The following is a 19,007-nucleotide window of genomic DNA, read 5'->3' on the forward strand; positions in this document are numbered from 1 at the left end:
CTTTAAATTTGAACACACCTATCAAGGTGTGTTCAAATTTAAAGAAACTTTCGTTGAATGTTTCTGCCGTTATAACTAAATAATACTGACCGTTCTTCAACAACACTCTCCATGTGAACCGTTCGCCCCCACAGTTGATGGATATATGGTAGGACCTTTTCCAAGTAATTTAAATCTAACTCAACGTCTTCATACCAATGTTTTAAATACAATTCTCCATTCTTTAAATAATCCCCGTCATTGACCGTAATATAGGGAAAACCACCATTTACCCTCATATTGACAAGCTGATCCCGAACCTCCGTCCAATCCTTATCGACTACCTTATAATCCCTGCCACGCTTTTGAAATAAATACATGTCTTCCCGATGCACTAATTCTTTCGTTAAATAGTTGCGGATAAACGAGATGTCAGATTCAATCTCACGCACTTCAAAAATTTTCTCTCGACCAGAATTTTCTTTAATCCCTTGCTCTTTCATCTCTTCATCAGGATGATCCCAACGTTCCTCAATGTCTTCAAAAATTTTCAAGCCTAAATAGTACGGATTAATATTTGTTTTTGAAGGTTGGATGACACTTGCATTTAATTTGGCAAATTCTATGGCTTCATCGCTTGTTAAGTCTAATTCTCTTAAAATCCGTTGATGCCAATAAGAAGCCCATCCTTCATTCATAATTTTCGTTTCTAATTGCGGCCAGAAATAAAGCATTTCTTCCCTCACCATCGTCATGATGTCGCGTTGCCAATCTTCCAGTTCTCGACTGTATTGTTCGATAAAAAGCATAATATCTTTCTCGGGCTGTGGTGGAAAAGACTTTTTGACCTTTTTTCTTCTTGCCTGATCTTGCCCCCTTTCATCTAAAGACCAAAGATCATCATACTCTGTTGTTGGTGTGGAAATTTCCTCCCATTCTGAATCCTCAGCTTGCCAATCTAATTTCGGGCGGAGTAGTGAGGGATCAATATGCTCTTCAATGGAAAGAACAGCATCGAGAAAATCCTCTACTTCCTTTTTGCCATATTCAATTTCATATTGACGCACACGCTCAGCTGTTGCGGCCATACTTTCAACCATGTCACGCTTTGTATTTTGAAAACGAGCATTGTTTTTAAAAAAGTCACAGTGAGCCAAGACATGGGCAACAATTAATTTATTTTGAATCAGCGAATTAGTATCAAGCAAAAAAGCATAACAAGGATTGGAATTAATCACAAGCTCATAAATTTTACTTAATCCAAGATCGTACTGAAGTTTCATCTTAAAAAATTGCTTCCCAAAGCTCCAATGAGAAAACCTTGTTGGCATTCCGTACGCACCAAATGTGTAAATAATCTCTGCCGGACAAATTTCATAACGCATGGGATAAAAATCAAGGCCAAATCCCTCGGCAATTTCCGTGATTTCACTTATGGCATATTCCAATGCTTTTGATTCCGATTTCATCGCGGCTCCCTCCCTTAAATAATTGTATGAAAAAAAAGGGAAGTTCATGAAAAGGAACCATAATATTTAGTGCTTCCCAAAACGATTTTTCCTGCATAAAACTCTTGGCTCCCGCAATTAAAGAGGATGTTCAAAAAGTCCGATAAAATTGACAACTTTTACAATGGAATGCTCTAAGCTCTATTGCAAATAATATAAGTACTCCAAAAGGAGGGTCATGGACATGTTGGATTACGATCGAGCTTTGTATTACACCCATCGTTCCGAATGGGACAACTTACTGGTGCTGATGGTTCGAACGAAAGATCAGATCTTGTCCAAAAAAATCGAATATTTTTTGCATGCGTATCAATTTTCGAAAGATTATTCCATTATCGAACGGAAATTATACGCATTGCTTCGCTATATTGATCATGCTAATGAGGTTATTGGCATCACACCTCAACGAGAAAATGAGCATGTGCTCCTGATTTAAACAAAAATAGCTGTTCGGTAAATAGTCCGAGCAGCTATTCTCTAGGTACAATAAAAGTATGACTCATTTTTACGTACATTTTTAGCTCTTCTACCATTTTTGCCAGTAAATGCCGCGATTCTTCCAATAATGTGCCATCCTCGTAATCAAAACAATCGGGATCAAGAATAATTTGTTTGGGAATGACATTCGCATAAAATCCCCGCATTACGGTTCTCATATTATTTAAACAATTAATACCACCTTTTCCCCCACCTGCTGTCGCTAGTAGAGCAACTGGTTTATGGGCTAGTTCCTCCCTTGTTAAATAATCCAGTGTATTTTTTAATGCTCCACTCATTCCACCATGGTATTCGGGCGATATTAGAATAATCCCATCCGCTTCTTTTACCTTCTCTTTAAAAAAGACGACGTTGGGTAATTGCCATTGTTCTTGCTCACCAGTTAATAAAGGTAATTGAATTTCACTAATATCGATATAAGAAAATTGATATTCTTTTGCAATAAAGCGAGTGAGCAATTCGGTTCTCCCACCCTTTGGCATACCTCCATTAATAATCAAAATCTCCATCGTATGATTCTCTCCTTCATTCCTCTAGGAAAAGCTTCGCCTGCACTAGTACATCCCTGTACGTCGCAACGCCGTTTTGACCCACATCCTGTGGGCCTCAAGGCTTAACAAAACCATTTTTAACGGCATAGAGAGCAGCCTGTGTTCTATCCGCTACATCTAGCTTGATAAAAATATTTGATACATGAGTTTTCACTGTTTTTTCCGTGATATTTAAATAAGCCCCAATTTCTTTATTACTTTTCCCTTTCGATATTTCGGTTAATACTTGTTTTTCACGAATGGTTAAACCCGAAATTGGATTATTCACTTGATTCATCCGATTCATCAACAAGTTTGTTGCTTTTGGATGAAGGGTATTTTCTCCATCTATTAACTTGCGAATAGAATGAACCAATTCATCAGGCTCAATATCCTTTAATTGGTAACCAGAGGCACCTGCTTCAATAGCCGGAATCACATGATCTTGGTCCGCAAAACTAGTAAGAATTAAAATTTCTGTCTCGGGCCGTATTTCCTTTATCTTGGCCGTTGCATCAATTCCATCCATAACTGGCATAACAAGATCCATTAAGACGACATCTGGTTTAAGCTCCATTGTAAGCTTAACAGCCTCTTTTCCGTTTTTTGCTTCTCCTACGATCTGGATATCTTTTTGCGTCTGCAGAAAGAAGACTAGACCCCTTCTTACGACATGATGATCATCAGCAATTAAAACCTGAATCGTCACTGCTCTCCCCCCCTACCGGACTTTTTGAACATCCTTTAATAAGGTAATTCTACGATAATTGTCGTCCCTTTACTTGGTGCAGTCTCTAACTTGAAAGTGCCCCCAAGTGACTCGACACGATCTTGCATGCTTTCAATTCCTAAAGATGGAAGTATTTGCTCGCCTTCAAAGATAAAGCCACACCCTCGATCTCGAATCGTCAAGCACACTCGTCCATGTGTGACTGTAATGGATATCAACACCTCGTTCTGACCCGAGTGACGTTTACAATTATTAAGAGCCTCCTGACTCACTCTCCATAACGTCTCCTCTACACGAGTTGGCAGAGAAATGACCCCTGACAACTTTGTATCAATTTTTAAACCGAGCATCTCGCCATAACTTTTAATCGCCTGCACAAGTCCCTTTTCTAATCCACTCGGTTTTAATTGCCAGATAAGAGCACGCATTTCCGTTTGCGCTTCTTGTGAGAGACTTTGGATATGTCGGAAAGTATCTTTTGTTGCCATATCCTCTGTCATTTCAATCCCACCTCTAGCCGTAAGAGATAGGGAAAATAATAATTGATTCACTGAATCATGCAAATCGCGAGCAAGTCGATTTCGTTCCTCGATCAAGGCCATTTCTTGTTCCTTTTTCGTAAGTCTAATTCGTTTAATCGCAGAGCCAATTTGCAGGGCGACAGATTCTAATAAAGCTAACTCATCATGACTAAATTCTTTTTTTCCCGGTGCAGCCACATTTAATAATCCGAACATTTCATCCCCTAATTGCAGGGGAATGGTCGCATGATATGCAATCCCATTCGTTTCGCCTTGTTGACGTTTTACAGCTGTTTCAATTCTTCGACATTCGATAATATTAGAGGCTTTTGTTAAAGTCCCTTTTTTAAAGCCATCCACACACCAACAACTTCCTCTTTTCAAGGGCTCACAATTATTTTTTAAAAGGGCTGGTGGCAAATGTTCTGCCGCTTCCACCGTGTGCCGACCATCCTTATCTATTAAAAAAATCCATCCTGTCGTTACACCTGTCACTTTTAGCAGTTTTTGCAATACGCCTGACAAAAGCGGTGAAATTTCAGTTCCTTCGTTTAACAATTCGGCAATTTCTTTTAAAATGCGTAAATTAGAGTGATGATTGAGTTGATTAGCCAAAAAAATTCCCCCATTTTTATTCTCACTCTATTATATTATATAAGTGTGACTTATGAACATTCATTCACTATTCGTATGAAGCAAACCTACTACTTTAGACTGAGACCTGCAGGACACAGGTCACAAAGGTGTGCAATTGTTAAAACCTTACTTTTTGAATACTCTCTTTTTACCATTTCAATAAAAAGAACAAAAGCGCAAGCGCCCGTTTAGCGACGTACAAACTTTTTAGGGGCCTGACGAGATAAAGGAAACACGATGAACCCAAAGGGTGAATCGATGTTGACTTATCGTAGGAAGGCACCGAAAGTTTGCTAGTCGCTGGGCGCTGGAGCTGGATGTCAAACCGCAACGTAAACAGTTATCGACAAGCGACAAATTTTATAATTTCCTTAACCAAAATAAAAAGGCCGTCCCATCTGTATTGGAGAAACGGCCTCTTACCTTAGATTAAAAATTCATTGGCTGGCTTTGCGTAGATACTACATGTATCCTTAAAACTTGTTTTCTTTGGCTGCAAAAAGTTTTGATATGTGAAAGGGAAAAATAAACCAGATTCAGATAGGATGTCTGCATTTTTCTTAAATAAATCATGATGTTTGGATGAATTCTTTTGATATGGCAATATTTCTAATATGGAAATAATCACCTCTAAACTTGCAATCGCCCGAAAAGCGACATCCAACGTATAGAGGGGATGTTCTTTCTCTTCAGGAAAATGTAGTACTTTCCATTCTATGTACTGAGCAATTTCATGATCTGTAAAAAAACGTGGAAATGCAGCATGATAAATATAATGAATTAACTCATTCAATTTATTCACTTGTTCGTCTGTGGATGCTACTACTACTTTCATTTTTTTTAAAACCCGCCTTTTATTATCTATTTCTTATAATTTTTATGTAAAATGAATCATGTTCATGTGTAAGGAAGGATGCTCGTTCTCTTTATACCTTTTATATAGAATAACATATAAAGAGCGCTTTATAGCTTGGAAAAATCAAGTAACTTGAAAGGGGAAACAAAATGTTCGATCAGCCAATTCGTATTTCCGTCCATAACAAATGGGATGGGCTTACGCCACAAACACTATTTAAAGACGTTTGGCAAACCTCAAAAAAACAACTTCATCAATGGAGAATGGAAAAAACTGTTTTTAAAAATGAAAAGATTATAAATTGGTTAGAGCCTTTGCAAAGTGGGGATATCCTCACAATTAAAGTGAATCATGAAAAGGAAACCACTATACAGCCTACTTCGATTCCATGTGAGATTCTTTATGAGGACGACCATTTATTTATTGTAAATAAACCGGCTGGTCTACGTGTGCATCCGAATCACAATGAAGAGAATACATTGGCCAACAGGGTGGCAGCTTATTTACAAAGTAACAATGATCAACGAAAAGTACGCCATATTCATCGCCTTGATCAAAATACGAGTGGAGCGATCCTATATGCAAAGCATCTGTTCAGTCATACCATTCTTGATAAGATGTTAGAAAACAAAACGATTCAACGTACATATTGGGCTCTTGCAGATGGAATATTAACTGGTAGTGGACAAATAAATAAGCCGATTGGCAGAGATCGTCACCATCCAACAAGAAGAAGGGTTTCGAAAACCGGAAAAACAGCTATTACAAATTACGAAGTGATAAACGATTATCCCCATGACCAATTAACATTAGTGAAATGCTCATTAGCTACAGGGAGAACCCATCAAATTCGCGTCCACATGCAATCGTTGGGACATCCTTTAGCCGGTGATCTCCTTTATGGAGGAAGCCCTCGGTTTTCGCGCCAGGCTTTACATGCACGTACCCTTGAATTCACACACCCATTTACCCTAGAGAAGGTCAAGGTTACGGCACCTTTTCTTGATGACCCACCTATATTTGATTTCATTCGCTAATCCCAAAGCGTCAAGACGACAAAATTTTTCTAGTATGTGATCAATTTGGTAACACTAATATAAAGGGTTACCAAATTTCACTTTCAAGGGGAAATGTAAGCATTTTCAGAAAAATCTGCTACAAATTCTGACAAAACCTTTTATCTTTGTCCTTTTTTGCGATAAAATAATATCGTTTGGTCATCATCAAAATTGGAGGGTACAGACATGGTTTTTAAAAATAAAAAAGACAAGTTTGCCACGTTGCTTGAAAAAATTGCCACAAATTTACAAGAGAGCGCAAATTATTTTGCGGAATTTAAATTAGACACCATCGAAGATACGGAAATATTTGCTGCAAAAATGAAGGAATATGAATCAATTGGAGACAACTATGTTCATGAGATCATTACGGAATTAAATAATTCCTTTATCACGCCAATCGAAAGAGAAGATATTCTTGCCCTATCGATGATTATGGATGATGTCCTTGATGGGATGGAAGATACTGCTGCTTTATTTCATATGTACAATATTATACATGCCGATGATTATATGTATAAATTCGTTGAGGCCATTGTTAAGTGTGTCGATGAAATTGAATTATGTATCGGCCTAATATTTAGTAAGAAACTCCCTGATGTACGCCCTCATGCCATCAAAATTAAAGATTATGAATCAAAATGTGATGATGTGCTACGTGAAAGTATTAAACATTTATTTACCGTTGAATCGGACCCAATTCGCCTGATTAAACTGAAGGAAATTTATGAAAATCTAGAATTAATTACAGACAGTTGTCAAGGTGTTGCCAATACACTTGAAAGTATTGTTATGAAAAATGCTTAAGGGAGTCTTTAGTAATGATTGATTCATTTTTTCTTTTCACAGTTATTATCGTTATTCTAGCGTTAGTGTTTGACTTTATTAATGGCTTTCATGATACAGCAAACGCCATTGCCACAGCTGTATCAACAAAAGCATTATCACCTAGAATTGCGATTGCGATGGCTGCAATTATGAACTTTCTTGGGGCTCTAACATTTACTGGAGTTGCCCAAACCATCACAAAGGATATTGTCGATCCCTTTACGTTGGATAATGGTTCCTTAGTTTTAATGGCCGCACTGCTTTCCGCCATTATTTGGAATTTAATCACATGGTATTTTGGCATTCCCAGTAGTTCTTCCCATGCATTAATCGGATCAATTGCTGGTGCAGCAATCATTTCAGCTGGCTTTCAAGCCCTCAAGTACGGTGGATTTCTGAAGATCATTGAGGCACTTATTTTATCGCCTGTTATTGCTTTTGTCGTCGGCTACATTATTTATTCTATTTTTAAAATTGCCTTTAAAAATTGGAATTTGCCGAAAACAAATAAGCGATTCCGTTATTTTCAAATTTTCACAGCGGCGCTACAATCGTATACACATGGTACAAATGATGCACAGAAATCAATGGGGATCATTACAATGGCTCTAATCGCTAATAATTTTCATACAACAGATGATATTCCCTTTTGGGTGCAACTAGCCTGTGCGACAGCCATGGCCTTAGGAACTTCGATCGGTGGTTGGAAGATCATTAAAACCGTTGGCGGAAAAATTATGAAAATTCGTCCAGTGAATGGAGTTGCCGCTGATTTAAGTTCAGCACTCATTATCTTTGGCGCAACCTACATTCATTTGCCTGTTAGTACGACCCATGTCATTTCCTCATCGATATTAGGTGTTGGAGCTTCTCACCGAGTAAGAGGTGTGAAATGGGATACAGCGAAACGTATGCTGATTACATGGGTGATCACTTTACCGATCAGTGCGCTTTTAGCTGCTTTTATTTATTTTATATTAGATTTATTTGCTTAAAATCTTTTATAATTGAGGAAACTCCAATATGGGGGAAGATTTCTTATGGGCGCGATTATTTTATTTGATGGTGAATGCAATTTGTGTAACAGCAGTGTTCAATTCATTATAAAACATGATCCTTTGGCTTATTTTCGCTTTTCATCTATACAAGGAGCAGAGGGAAAGAAATTATTAGCCCAATACGGAGAAGCAGATGATTTAAATAGTGTGATTTTGATAGAAAAGGGTAAATTATATCGTAAGAGTACAGCTGTATTACGGATCTGTAGACATTTAACTGGTTTCTGGAAGCTGGTCTATTTTCTGATCGTTGTACCCGTTCCTATTCGGAATTTATTTTACAATTTCATCGCCAATCATCGTTATAAATGGTTCGGTAAGAAACAAGCATGTATGCTTCCTTCCCCAGAGATTCAAAGACGATTTTTGTGACCATTATGAAGAAGCTTTTGAAAAAGGCTTCTTTATTTTTTTGAATTCAATTACTTGTTTCCCCAACCAAAAACGAATATTATAATGAATGTAATAATTATCGTTCGCCTTTGTGGAGGGGTTTCATGTTTAAACTGAAAGAGAATCAAACAAATGTTAAAACAGAACTGATTGCTGGGTTCACCACATTTATGACAATGGTCTATATTATTGTTGTGAATCCTATTATTTTAAAAGATGCGGGTGTACCATTTGATCAGGTATTTACCGCAACCATCGTGGCTACGGTGATTGGAACATTATGGATGGCTTTGGCCGCCAATTATCCGATCGCAATCGCCCCTGGTATGGGGATGAATGCTTATTTTGCCTATTCTGTCGTAGGGTCACACGGTGGGATTACATACCAAACAGCATTTTCTGCTGTTTTTGTAGCAGGGATTATCTTTTTTATCCTATCTTTAACATCCTTTCGAAAGGTCCTGATTGAAGCCATTCCTGCAAACTTAAAACATGGAATTACGGCCGGAATCGGATTATTTATTGCCTTTATTGGATTACGGCAAACGAATATTATTGTGGCTCACCCTGATAATCTGGTACAGCTTGGAGATCTACATTCTCCCCAAACTTTGCTTGCCCTTCTAGGACTAGCGATCACATTAATATTAATGGCGATGAGAGTACATGGTGCTTTTTTCCTTGGCATGATTATAACGGGGATCATTGCTTTTTTCACCGGACATTTATCTTTTGACCAAGGTTTTGTTCAATTACCACACTTACCAGAAGGATTGATTATTTCAAACCCGATTACTGCTTTCACCGATGTAATTCAACATAGTTTATATGCCGTTATTTTTTCGTTCCTCCTAGTTACGATTTTCGATACAACCGGAACAATGATTGGGGTAGCGGAACAAGCTGGTTTAATGAAAGGCAATCAAATGCCGCGTGCACGTCAAGCTTTGTTAGCTGACTCTGTTGCTGCCTCTGCAGGTGCGATGTTAGGAACAACGCCTACGAGCGCTTATATTGAGTCAACCTCAGGAGTCGCCGCAGGTGGAAGGACTGGGCTCACCACGCTTACTGTATCTGTGCTATTTATCATTGCCGCCTTTTTTGGACCACTCGTAAGCGCCGTGTCCGGTCTTTCTGCCATCACAGCTCCTGCTCTTATCATTGTTGGAAGTTTAATGATTGGAGCGGTTGCTCATATTGAATGGGGAAAGATGGAAGAAGCTTTTCCAGCTTTTCTGATCATTCTCAGCATGCCATTAACATCGAGTATTGCGACAGGAATTGCGCTAGGATTTGTTTCCTACCCCCTTTTAAAAATTGCAACTGGAAAATGGCGTGAAGTCCATCCAATCGTATATGTTTTTGGAGTCATGTTCTTTTTCCAACTTGCCTTCTTGCCTCATTAAAAATAGCAGCTAGAGAAAATTTCTCTAGCTGCTTTATTATACTAAGTTGGATCTAGCTCCAGCGCCTAGCGACTAGCAAACTTTCGGTGCCTAACATCGATTCACCCTTTGCTCGTCAGGCCCCTAAAAAGTTTGTACGTCGCTAAACGGGCGCCTGCGCTTTTCATGCTAAACACTTAATAATGTTTTATCATCCACGAGCTTTTCTCCCCGAATCCGTTGGAATTCTGCCATTAATTTATCGATGGTCAGGGTTGGCTTTGTTTCCTCATTTACTTCTAAAATAATCTGCCCCTTATCCATCATGATCAGGCGATTTCCTAGGTCTAAGGCTTGCTGCATATTATGAGTCACCATGAGTGTTGTTAAGCGATTTTTTTCAACAAGCTGTTTGGTCAAGCTGGTAATTAATTCTGCTCTTGAAGGATCCAATGCAGCAGTATGCTCATCTAACAATAAAATCGCTGGTTGGGTGAAGGTAGCCATTAGTAAGGATAATGCCTGACGCTCCCCTCCCGATAATAATCCAACCTTCGCATTCAATCGATTCTCTAAATTTAAATGGAGGGAGGCTAAAGATTCTCGAAAGAATTCCCTTCTTTGTTTATCGACACCTCTTCGCAAGCCTCTTTTTTTATTACGAGAATAAGCCATTGCTAAATTCTCTTCAATTGTCATCGACGGGGCTGTACCAGCCATCGGGTCCTGAAATACTCTACCAATTAATCTTGAACGTCGAAATTCAGCTAGTTTCGTGACATTTTTGCCATCAATCCAAACTTCACCGATATCCGGGGATAGCGCTCCGGAAATCATATTCATTAATGTCGACTTCCCTGCCCCATTACTACCGATAATCGTAACAAAATCTCCTGCTTTTAACTCTAAATTAATTTGGTCAAGGGCGATTTTCTCGTCTGGTGTGCCTTCATTAAAAACCTTATTAATCTGTGCCAGTTTGAGCAACTGAATCCTCCCCCTTTCCCTGGGAAACGTTCATCGCCGCCATTCTTTCCGCATACCGTTTTGCTTTTCGTTTCTTTTCTCTTCTTTTTTCAAAAAATTGCGGAATGACTAAAGCTAAAATGACAATGACCGCTGTAATCAGTTTCATATCCCCTGTATCCAAAATGTCAACTCGCAAGGCGAGACCAAGAATGATGCGATAAATGATTGCTCCAGCCACAACCGCCATCGTCGTTCTCATTAACGTTTTCGTACCAAAAATGGCTTCTCCAATAATCACAGAAGCAAGACCGATGATAATCATCCCGATCCCCATACCAACATCTGAACTTTTCGAATACTGAGCAAAAAGAGCACCAGAAAAAGCAACGAGCGCATTAGAGAGCCCTAAACCAAAAATAATCAAATAATCTGTATTAGCCGAGAAACTTTTGATCATTCGTTTATTATCACCTGTTGCTCGAATCGCAAGACCAATTTCTGTCTGCAATAACCAATCAGTCAAAAATTTAAATACTAGAGTGATCAGAATCATTAAGAAAAGAATTCCCCATGTTTGTGGGAGAAACTTTACACCTATGCTAGACAGCAATCCATTTAACGTATCGTCAATTCCTAATGTACTCCAATAACTAGTAAATTTCGTAAAGATCGTTTCATCATTCATGAGTGGGATATTCGGTAGACTAATCGTATTTTCCCTTGAAAACCCCATAATCCGAAGATTAATAGAGTAAAGGGCAATCATCATTAATATCCCTGAAAGCAGGGCATTTATTTTCCCTTTTGTATGTAAAAGCCCTGTCAAACATCCAGCTAAGAAGCCAACGATTAAAGCCGTTACCGTCGCAAGAATCGGATTATATCCTAATACGACCATGGTAGCGGCAATAGCGGCCCCTGTGACGAAGCTCCCGTCAACGGTTAAATCCGGAAAATCAAGCACTCGGAATGATAAATATACCCCAAGTGCCATAATCGCGTAGATGATTCCTTGTTCAACGGAGCCAAACATTGCTGCAAACATGTAGAATCATCTCCTATTCAAGTTCTGCTTCCCATTCCTCTTTTATTTCTAATCCGATCGTTTCGGCTGTTTCTTTATTGACAACAAATTTCAAATTCTGCGGGTATTGTACAGGTAATTCTCCTGGCTCTACTTCTCCTTTTAAGATTTTGATCGCCATTTCTCCCGCTTCATAGCCAATATCTGTATATTCGAACCCATAAGCGGCTAATCCACCTTTACGGACGGAATCAAATTCCCCGACCATTAAAGGTAATTTATTCTCATTTGCCACCGTGATTACGGACTCTAGGGCCGATACGACTGTATTATCAGTGATAATATAAAGGGAGTCTACCTTCCCGATTAAAGATTCAGTTGCCTGCTTCACATCGGCGGACGTTGCAACCGTCGCCTCTTTAATCTCTATATCAGAGCCTAGATCTTCGGCTGCCTTTCTCGCAATGTCCACTTGTGCACGTGAATTTTGTTCGCCGGCATTATAAACCATGCCTACTTTCCTTGCCCCTAATTCTTCATACAAAAATTTAACTGTATTTGGAATGGCATCTGGATGCGTGTCAACGGTTCCCGTTACATTTCCGCCCGGATTCTCGTTTGATTCGACTAATTCAGCCCCGACAGCATCTGTTACAGATGTAAAAACAATCGGTATATCTTTTGTTGCACTTGCCACGGCTTGGGCACTAGGAGTAGAATTGGCAAAGATTAAATCTACATCGGAGTTCACTAAATCAGATGCAATGGTTGTATTCATGCTTTTATCATCGTTTGCATTTTTCTCATCGTATTCCACTGTAAGCCCAGCATCCTCCATCGCCTTCTCAAATCCTTCAAACGCTGCATTTAATGATGGGTGTTCCACAATTTGCGTGACCCCAATTTTATATGTCTTACTTTCATCCTTATTTTGTTCTTCTCCTTGATCAGACTGATCACCATTTGATTCTGGCGCTGTGGATGACTGCCCACATCCTGCTAGGATCAGTATCAAAAACAAAGCAGTCATACTTAACTTTTTCCAACTTAACTTCATATGATTTCCCCCTGTTTCTCCTTAGACTAAATTTTTCAAATTTACCTATAATATTTATGTAATCGTACACTGACTATACTATTTAGTCAATAGTTCAACGCGGTAAAGCGAAGAAAAACCCCAAATAAATTTAATTGGGGTTTTTGGCATAATGACATATATTTTTAATTTAACAGAAGCATCCTTTATGAGGTGAGGCTCTCCTCATCTTGTTTTCTAAAGAAACTTTTCATTGCATGAAAGACATCTGCTTTTTCCTTGAGCACATAATAATAAAATTTTTCATTTTTTATATGCTTATATACAGACATCAACGTAGAGTTCCTTTGGTACTGATTCACCTCACCATAACCAAACATATTAGCTTTCTCCATAATTTCATTCACTAAACGGATACATCTTGCATTATCAGAGGTTAGATTATCTCCATCGGAAAAGTGAAAAGGATAAATATTATAGCGTTCGGGGTCATATTTTTCATTTATAATTTCTAATGCTTTTTTATAAACAGAGGAGCAGATTGTTCCTCCACTTTCACCTTTTGAAAAGAACTCCTCTTCTGTCACAACCTTTGCCTCGGTATGGTGAGCAATAAATTCAATTTGGACAGATTCATATTTGGTGCGCAGGAAACGACTCATCCAAAAAAAGAAACTACGTGCCATATATTTCTCCCAAATTCCCATACTACCACTCGTGTCCATCATCGCTAAAATGACTGCATTGGATTCAGGCTTTTGAATTTCATTCCATGTTTTAAATTTTAAATCCTCTGGATAAATTGGATGAAAGCCGGGACTACCTTTTATTGCGTTTCGTTTGAAAGCAGATAACATCGTTCTTTTTTTATCAATATTTCCCATTAATCCTGTCTTGCGGATGTCATTATATTCAATATCTGTAATTTGATTTAGATCTCGTTCTTTTCTTTGTAAATTCGGTAATTCTAATTCTTTGAATAAAGCTTCCTCCAGTTCCATCATCGAGACTTCTGCTTCATAATAGTCCTCACCGGCAGTATCACCAGCTCCTTGGCCTTTTCCTGGCCCTGTCTGTGGGTTTTGTCCTCTTGCAACAACATCCCCCACCTTGCTATCTCCATCACCTTGGCCAACATGTTTATTTTTATCATAATTATAGCGAATTTTATATTCATCTAATGAACGAATCGGTATTTTTACAACATCCCGTCCATCGGACATGATAATACTTTCTTCGGTGATTAAATCTGGCAAATTTTTACGAATTGCATCTTGGACCTTTTCCTGATGTCGGGTCTGATCATCATGTCCTTTGCGATGGAGGGACCAATTTTCCTGTGATACAACAAACTGGCGGTGTTCTGATTCAGCCATTTTTTTACCCTCCTTATTCACATTCTTCCCCTATCGGCATAAGATAAGATAGTGAAAATTTACTTAGCATATTTCATTGTTAATTACTCTATTGTATGCAATAATAGCTAGATATTTACAAACCTTTTTAAGAAATGGACAAAGTTGGAAATTCAATAGGGGATTTTCTTTATATCCTGGGATTTCCAGGTGTCATGACCTCCAAATTAGCATCAAAGGTTGCCTTCATTATGGAGGCAACCTTTGATTGTATTGTTTTTATATAAAATACTTAACGATTTAATAAACTACCGACATATCTTAATAATTCATTGGCTGAGGTTGAGTTATAGCCATGTTCATCAATTAATCGAGCAACAACCTCATTGATTTTCTTTAATTGCTGCTCATCTGGTGTCTTCGCTGATGTGGTGATTTTGACGACATCTTTTAAATCAGCAAATAACTTTTTCTGGATGGCCTCTCGCAGTCTTGCGTGGGAACGATAATCGAAGCTCTTTCCCTTGCGTGCAAGCGCCGAAATCCGGATAAGAATTTCTTCTCTAAATGATTTCTTTGCATTTTCTGATACACCGATTTGTTCTTCAATCGACCGCATTAATTTCTCATCAGGATTAATTTCTTCCCCTGTGAGTGGATCCTTAAGTTTGGCTTTATTACAAAAAGCCTCTACATTATCTAGATAATTATCCATTAATGTTTTTGCAGACTCTTCATAGGAGTAAACAAATGCTTTTTGAACTTCTTTCTTAGCAATTTCATCATATTCTTTTCTGGCCAAAGAAATATAGTTCAAATAAACTTCTTTGCGCTCATTGGTAATAGACGGATGCTGATCAAGCCCTTCTTTCAAGGATCGTAAAACATCTAATGCATTGATCGATGTAATGCCTTTTCGAATAATGGTAGATGAAATACGATTAATGACATAACGCGGGTCAATGCCACTCATACCCTCTTCTTGAAACTCATTTTTCAACTCATCCACATCAGCGGAATTAAAGCCTTCCACATTTTCACCATCATAGAGGCGCATTTTCTTGATGACGTCGACATCACCCCTTTTTGTTTCCTTTAGTCTGGTTAAAATCGTGAACATGGCTGCCACTTTTAACGTATGAGGTGCGATATGAACATCGTCCGCCACATCACTCTCTCTGATCATTTTTTCATATATACGCTCTTCTTCTGAAACCTTCAAATTATATGGAACTGGCATGACAATGATGCGTGAATGAAGCGCCTCGTTCTTTTTATTCGCGATAAAGGAGCGATACTCTGTTTCATTTGTATGAGCCACAATTAATTCATCTGCGCTAATTAAAGCAAATCTTCCCGCTTTAAAATTCCCTTCTTGTGTCAGTGATAATAAATGCCATAAAAATTTCTCATCACATTTCAGCATTTCTTGGAATTCCATTAAACCACGATTGGCTTTATTCAATTCCCCATCAAAACGATAAGCTCTTGGATCGGATTCTGAACCATATTCTGCAATCGTTGAAAAATCAATACTCCCCGTCAAATCGGCAATATCTTGAGACTTCGGGTCAGATGGACTAAAGGTTCCAATTCCCGTTCGCTTATCTTCAGAGAAGAAGATTCTTTCAACGAGGACATCTTCAATACGACCTCCATATTCTTCTTCAAGTCGCAATGAATTTAAAGGCGATAAATGTCCTTCGATTTTAATTCCATATTGCTTATAGAAGTCCTCACGTAAATGAGGCGGAATTAAATGTAGAGGATCTTCGTGCATAGGGCAGCCTTTAATGGCATAAACGGCGCCGTTGTCAGTCCTTGTATACGCCTCCAACCCTCTTTTTAACATCGTGACGAGAGTCGATTTCCCACCACTTACAGGCCCCATTAAAAGGAGAATCCGTTTGCGAACATCCAACCGTTTAGCCGACGGGTGAAAATATTCCTCCACTAATTTCTCTAAGGCCTCTTCTAAGCCATATAATTCTGAATTAAAAAATTTGTAAACTCTTCTGCCATTTTCCTCTTCAACACCAGCATCTTTTATCATATTATATATGCGTGAATGGGCAGATTGAGCAATCCATGGCTTTTCTTCCACTAATTGTAAATATTCTGCAAAGGTCCCTTCCCATTTCAAACCTTCTTCTTGTGAACGATATTGTTCGATTCTTTTTAAAATATCCATATAAACCTCCCCAGTAGGTGTGATGAGAGATGATTATTTCATTCTATGCGAGTGGACAACTAAACATGATACTTTCCCTAAAACAGGTCTCTCCTCCAAAACTCGTTTTAGATTCTTCTTAATAAATATGACAATTTATAAAATATGCGACATTCCTGCTATAATAGGCTATAATAAATGAGAGAAGGATGATTTAAAAAGGGAGGCTTACATAACATGAAATTGATCTTAATTATCGGTGTATGTATCGCATTCTTGGCCGCCATTTTCACTTCTGGATATGAGGATAAGCCAGGAACCTATAAGAAATAATTTATAAAACGCCACTCCGTTTTTATATGGATTGGCGTTTTTTCTGGTTTATATGTGAAAAACCACCTGCCATCAGCAGGTGGTCGTTTAAATAATACTACTCATTTGTTTTGCATTGTTTCTTTCTTTTTCTGAAAGAGGTTTTTTCATAAGACCAATCATTAAGCAAGTAATGAACGAACCTAGAAGTATACATCCAATGTAAAGTAATGGTTTATTGCAGGCAATCGGGATAACAAAAATGCCGCCATGAGGAGCCTTTAATGAAATATCCATCGCCATACACAATGCCCCACCTACCGCAGCACCGATTATATTTGCAGGAATGATCCTTAATGGATCTGCTGCTGCAAAAGGGATTGCCCCTTCAGTAATAAAGCTTGCTCCTAATACATAGCTTGCTTTTCCAGCTTCTGCTTCTTGAATTGTAAATCTGTTTTTAAAAATGGTTGTAGCCAGTGCAATTCCAATTGGAGGTACCATTCCACCAACCATTAAAGCAGCTGATGGTTCAAAGATATTTGCAGCAAACATTGCTAAACCGAAGGCAGATGCTGTTTTATTAATAGGACCGCCCATATCAGAGGCCATCATTCCGGCTAATAACGCTCCAAGAATAGCTGCACTTATTCCAGTAAGACTTTTCAACCAATTTTCTAAAAATACATTTAGCATGGACATTGGCGTATTTAATACGAAGAACATGAATGCACCAACGATAAGCGTACTTAGTAATGGAACAATTAAAACAGAAACTAAACCTTGAAAGGATTTTGGTATTTTAGCCATCGATTGACCAATATACTTCGCGACAAACCCACCAACAAATCCGGCTATCATTCCGCCAAGGAAGCCAGAACCACCTATACTAGCCATCATACCACCAATCATTGCAGGAGCCAGCCCCTGTTTATCAGCGATGCTATAGCCAATAAATCCAGCTAATATTGGAACCATTAATGCAAAAGCTGCTTCGCCACCGACTTGATTAAAGAAATCGGCGATAACATTATATTGATCACTCTCAGGATCTGCAGCATAAATACCAAACATGAAGGAAATTGCGATAAAGATTCCCCCGACAACTACAAATGGAATCATATACGAAACCCCACTCATAATATGCTTATAGAAATTCAATCCTGATTTTTCCTCTGACTCCGATTCTTTAGCCACCATCGTGTTATCAACATTATCTTCTTTTATGTCATAAGACAGAGCTTGATCAATTAATTGATCAGCATGACTGATTGCCTTTTTCACGGGGACATCAATATATCGTTTACCTCCAAAAATAGAGGTATCCACTCGTACATCATGAGCTATAATAATGGCATCAGCCTTCTGGACATCTGCTGTAGTTAGCTTATTCTCAGGACCATTAGCACCATTAGTTTGAATTTTGACCTTCATACCTCTTTTTTCGGCTGCCTCTTTCAAAGACTCCGCAGCCATATAAGTGTGTGCGATCCCAGTCATACATGAAGTAATGCCGATTAAATATTTTCCGGAAGCAGATTCATCATTAGAATCTACTTCTGTTAATTTTTCTTGTTCTTCAATTGCTGTTATAATCTCACTTTCTGATGTTGCTACGAGCAGCTTTGCTCGAAATGTTTCACTCATTAAAAAAGTCGATAGTTGAGACAAAAGTGATAAATGTTCATTTGATGCATTTTCAGGAGCTGCAATCATAAATATTAAATTTGTATGTTGACCGCCGTAATCTATTCCTTGGAGTGTTCGCCCCATTATAATAGTGGGTTTGATTACCGATTTATTTTTTGCATGAGGAATCGCTACCCCATAACCCACTGCAGTTGAAATTTCACTTTCCCTCTTATAAATTCCTTCTTTGAACATTTCAGGGTCATTTATAAGCTGGTTTTGATCTAACTTATTTACTAACTCATCAATGACATCCGATTGATTATCTCCTCTAAGATTCAAGATTATATTATCCCGCGTTAAAATATCGGTGAGTTTCATCTTCTTCCCTCCTATCGTTTTGAACGTATTGTCAAATAATCTATAGTAAAAAGTTAATAACCTCTTGATTTATAGGGGAATGAATGCAAAAAACTTGCCACCCCCTGAATTTTAAGGTTTGATGAGGTTACCACACGACACCAAAATCCCT

Annotated in this window: 17 protein-coding genes; 6 read left to right on the plus strand and 11 right to left on the minus strand. The window is 38.3% G+C overall.

Annotated elements, in window-relative coordinates:
* Positions 1-38 precede the first annotated feature (38 nt).
* Positions 39-1,448, minus strand: a complete 1,410-nt coding sequence (locus KI363_RS14910; RefSeq protein WP_212966834.1) for a SpoVR family protein — start codon at positions 1,446-1,448, stop codon at positions 39-41.
* 217 nt (positions 1,449-1,665) lie between these two features.
* Between KI363_RS14910 and KI363_RS14915 the strand changes: the two genes are divergently transcribed.
* Complete coding sequence (locus tag KI363_RS14915; protein ID WP_158324049.1) at positions 1,666-1,923, plus strand: YhdB family protein; 258 nt, start codon at positions 1,666-1,668, stop codon at positions 1,921-1,923.
* Positions 1,924-1,957: 34 nt separating this feature from the next.
* On the opposite strand, the gene KI363_RS14920 is transcribed toward KI363_RS14915, so the two are convergent.
* The 4 genes from KI363_RS14920 to KI363_RS14935 form a co-directional block, all read right to left on the minus strand.
* The gene (locus KI363_RS14920) at positions 1,958-2,494 is read right to left on the minus strand and encodes an NADPH-dependent FMN reductase (protein ID WP_158324050.1); all 537 of its coding nucleotides are present in this window, start codon (positions 2,492-2,494) and stop codon (positions 1,958-1,960) included.
* 97 nt (positions 2,495-2,591) lie between these two features.
* On the minus strand, positions 2,592-3,224 hold the full coding sequence (locus KI363_RS14925; RefSeq protein ID WP_246516895.1) for a response regulator: 633 nt from the start codon (positions 3,222-3,224) through the stop codon (positions 2,592-2,594).
* Between the two features lie 35 nt (positions 3,225-3,259).
* Positions 3,260-4,381, minus strand: coding sequence for a GAF domain-containing sensor histidine kinase (locus tag KI363_RS14930; RefSeq protein WP_212966835.1), 1,122 nt, complete (start codon positions 4,379-4,381; stop codon positions 3,260-3,262).
* A 445-nt stretch (positions 4,382-4,826) separates the two neighbouring features.
* The gene (locus tag KI363_RS14935) at positions 4,827-5,237 is read right to left on the minus strand and encodes a DUF5365 family protein (protein ID WP_158324053.1); all 411 of its coding nucleotides are present in this window, start codon (positions 5,235-5,237) and stop codon (positions 4,827-4,829) included.
* A gap of 170 nt (positions 5,238-5,407) precedes the next feature.
* Here KI363_RS14935 and KI363_RS14940 point away from each other — a divergent pair, with 170 nt between their 5' ends.
* From KI363_RS14940 to KI363_RS14960, 5 genes are all read left to right on the plus strand, one after another.
* Positions 5,408-6,295, plus strand: a complete 888-nt coding sequence (locus tag KI363_RS14940) for an RluA family pseudouridine synthase (RefSeq protein WP_212966836.1) — start codon at positions 5,408-5,410, stop codon at positions 6,293-6,295.
* A 207-nt stretch (positions 6,296-6,502) separates the two neighbouring features.
* On the plus strand, positions 6,503-7,123 hold the full coding sequence (locus KI363_RS14945) for a DUF47 domain-containing protein (RefSeq protein ID WP_158324055.1): 621 nt from the start codon (positions 6,503-6,505) through the stop codon (positions 7,121-7,123).
* A gap of 14 nt (positions 7,124-7,137) precedes the next feature.
* The gene (locus KI363_RS14950) at positions 7,138-8,139 is read left to right on the plus strand and encodes an inorganic phosphate transporter (protein ID WP_191967584.1); all 1,002 of its coding nucleotides are present in this window, start codon (positions 7,138-7,140) and stop codon (positions 8,137-8,139) included.
* Between the two features lie 45 nt (positions 8,140-8,184).
* Positions 8,185-8,574: a thiol-disulfide oxidoreductase DCC family protein gene (locus tag KI363_RS14955; RefSeq protein WP_212966837.1), complete on the plus strand. Its 390-nt coding sequence runs from the start codon at positions 8,185-8,187 to the stop codon at positions 8,572-8,574.
* Between the two features lie 125 nt (positions 8,575-8,699).
* The gene (locus KI363_RS14960) at positions 8,700-10,001 is read left to right on the plus strand and encodes an NCS2 family permease (protein ID WP_212966838.1); all 1,302 of its coding nucleotides are present in this window, start codon (positions 8,700-8,702) and stop codon (positions 9,999-10,001) included.
* Positions 10,002-10,169: 168 nt separating this feature from the next.
* On the opposite strand, the gene KI363_RS14965 is transcribed toward KI363_RS14960, so the two are convergent.
* The 6 genes from KI363_RS14965 to KI363_RS14990 form a co-directional block, all read right to left on the minus strand.
* Positions 10,170-10,967: an ABC transporter ATP-binding protein gene (locus tag KI363_RS14965; protein ID WP_212966839.1), complete on the minus strand. Its 798-nt coding sequence runs from the start codon at positions 10,965-10,967 to the stop codon at positions 10,170-10,172.
* On the minus strand, positions 10,945-11,994 hold the full coding sequence (locus KI363_RS14970) for an ABC transporter permease (protein ID WP_212966840.1): 1,050 nt from the start codon (positions 11,992-11,994) through the stop codon (positions 10,945-10,947). The genes KI363_RS14965 and KI363_RS14970 overlap by 23 nt, the downstream gene beginning before the upstream one ends.
* 13 nt (positions 11,995-12,007) lie before the next feature.
* A complete protein-coding gene (locus KI363_RS14975; protein WP_212966841.1) occupies positions 12,008-13,030 on the minus strand; it encodes an ABC transporter substrate-binding protein in 1,023 nt (340 codons plus the stop codon).
* 185 nt (positions 13,031-13,215) lie between these two features.
* Positions 13,216-14,385: a sporulation protein YhbH gene (gene yhbH / locus KI363_RS14980; protein WP_158324074.1), complete on the minus strand. Its 1,170-nt coding sequence runs from the start codon at positions 14,383-14,385 to the stop codon at positions 13,216-13,218.
* Between the two features lie 271 nt (positions 14,386-14,656).
* Positions 14,657-16,555, minus strand: a complete 1,899-nt coding sequence (locus tag KI363_RS14985) for a PrkA family serine protein kinase (RefSeq protein WP_158324073.1) — start codon at positions 16,553-16,555, stop codon at positions 14,657-14,659.
* 399 nt (positions 16,556-16,954) lie between these two features.
* Positions 16,955-18,856: a PTS fructose transporter subunit IIABC gene (locus KI363_RS14990; RefSeq protein WP_212966842.1), complete on the minus strand. Its 1,902-nt coding sequence runs from the start codon at positions 18,854-18,856 to the stop codon at positions 16,955-16,957.
* Positions 18,857-19,007: the final 151 nt, after the last annotated feature.

This window comes from Lederbergia ruris (genome assembly GCF_018332955.1).
Classification (GTDB): domain Bacteria; phylum Bacillota; class Bacilli; order Bacillales; family Bacillaceae_C; genus Lederbergia; species Lederbergia ruris.

What these genes read in the sequence shown, in the direction of transcription:
- KI363_RS14910 (WP_212966834.1), bottom strand. Translation starts at nt 1,448, where the DNA reads ATGAAATCGGAATCAAAAGCATTGGAATATGCCATAAGTGAAATCACG.
- KI363_RS14915 (WP_158324049.1), top strand. Translation starts at nt 1,666, where the DNA reads ATGGACATGTTGGATTACGATCGAGCTTTGTATTACACCCATCGTTCC.
- KI363_RS14920 (WP_158324050.1), bottom strand. Translation starts at nt 2,494, where the DNA reads ATGGAGATTTTGATTATTAATGGAGGTATGCCAAAGGGTGGGAGAACC.
- KI363_RS14935 (WP_158324053.1), bottom strand. Translation starts at nt 5,237, where the DNA reads ATGAAAGTAGTAGTAGCATCCACAGACGAACAAGTGAATAAATTGAAT.
- KI363_RS14940 (WP_212966836.1), top strand. Translation starts at nt 5,408, where the DNA reads ATGTTCGATCAGCCAATTCGTATTTCCGTCCATAACAAATGGGATGGG.
- KI363_RS14945 (WP_158324055.1), top strand. Translation starts at nt 6,503, where the DNA reads ATGGTTTTTAAAAATAAAAAAGACAAGTTTGCCACGTTGCTTGAAAAA.
- KI363_RS14950 (WP_191967584.1), top strand. Translation starts at nt 7,138, where the DNA reads ATGATTGATTCATTTTTTCTTTTCACAGTTATTATCGTTATTCTAGCG.
- KI363_RS14955 (WP_212966837.1), top strand. Translation starts at nt 8,185, where the DNA reads ATGGGCGCGATTATTTTATTTGATGGTGAATGCAATTTGTGTAACAGC.
- KI363_RS14960 (WP_212966838.1), top strand. Translation starts at nt 8,700, where the DNA reads ATGTTTAAACTGAAAGAGAATCAAACAAATGTTAAAACAGAACTGATT.
- KI363_RS14970 (WP_212966840.1), bottom strand. Translation starts at nt 11,994, where the DNA reads ATGTTTGCAGCAATGTTTGGCTCCGTTGAACAAGGAATCATCTACGCG.
- KI363_RS14975 (WP_212966841.1), bottom strand. Translation starts at nt 13,030, where the DNA reads ATGAAGTTAAGTTGGAAAAAGTTAAGTATGACTGCTTTGTTTTTGATA.
- yhbH (WP_158324074.1), bottom strand. Translation starts at nt 14,385, where the DNA reads ATGGCTGAATCAGAACACCGCCAGTTTGTTGTATCACAGGAAAATTGG.
- KI363_RS14985 (WP_158324073.1), bottom strand. Translation starts at nt 16,555, where the DNA reads ATGGATATTTTAAAAAGAATCGAACAATATCGTTCACAAGAAGAAGGT.
- KI363_RS14990 (WP_212966842.1), bottom strand. Translation starts at nt 18,856, where the DNA reads ATGAAACTCACCGATATTTTAACGCGGGATAATATAATCTTGAATCTT.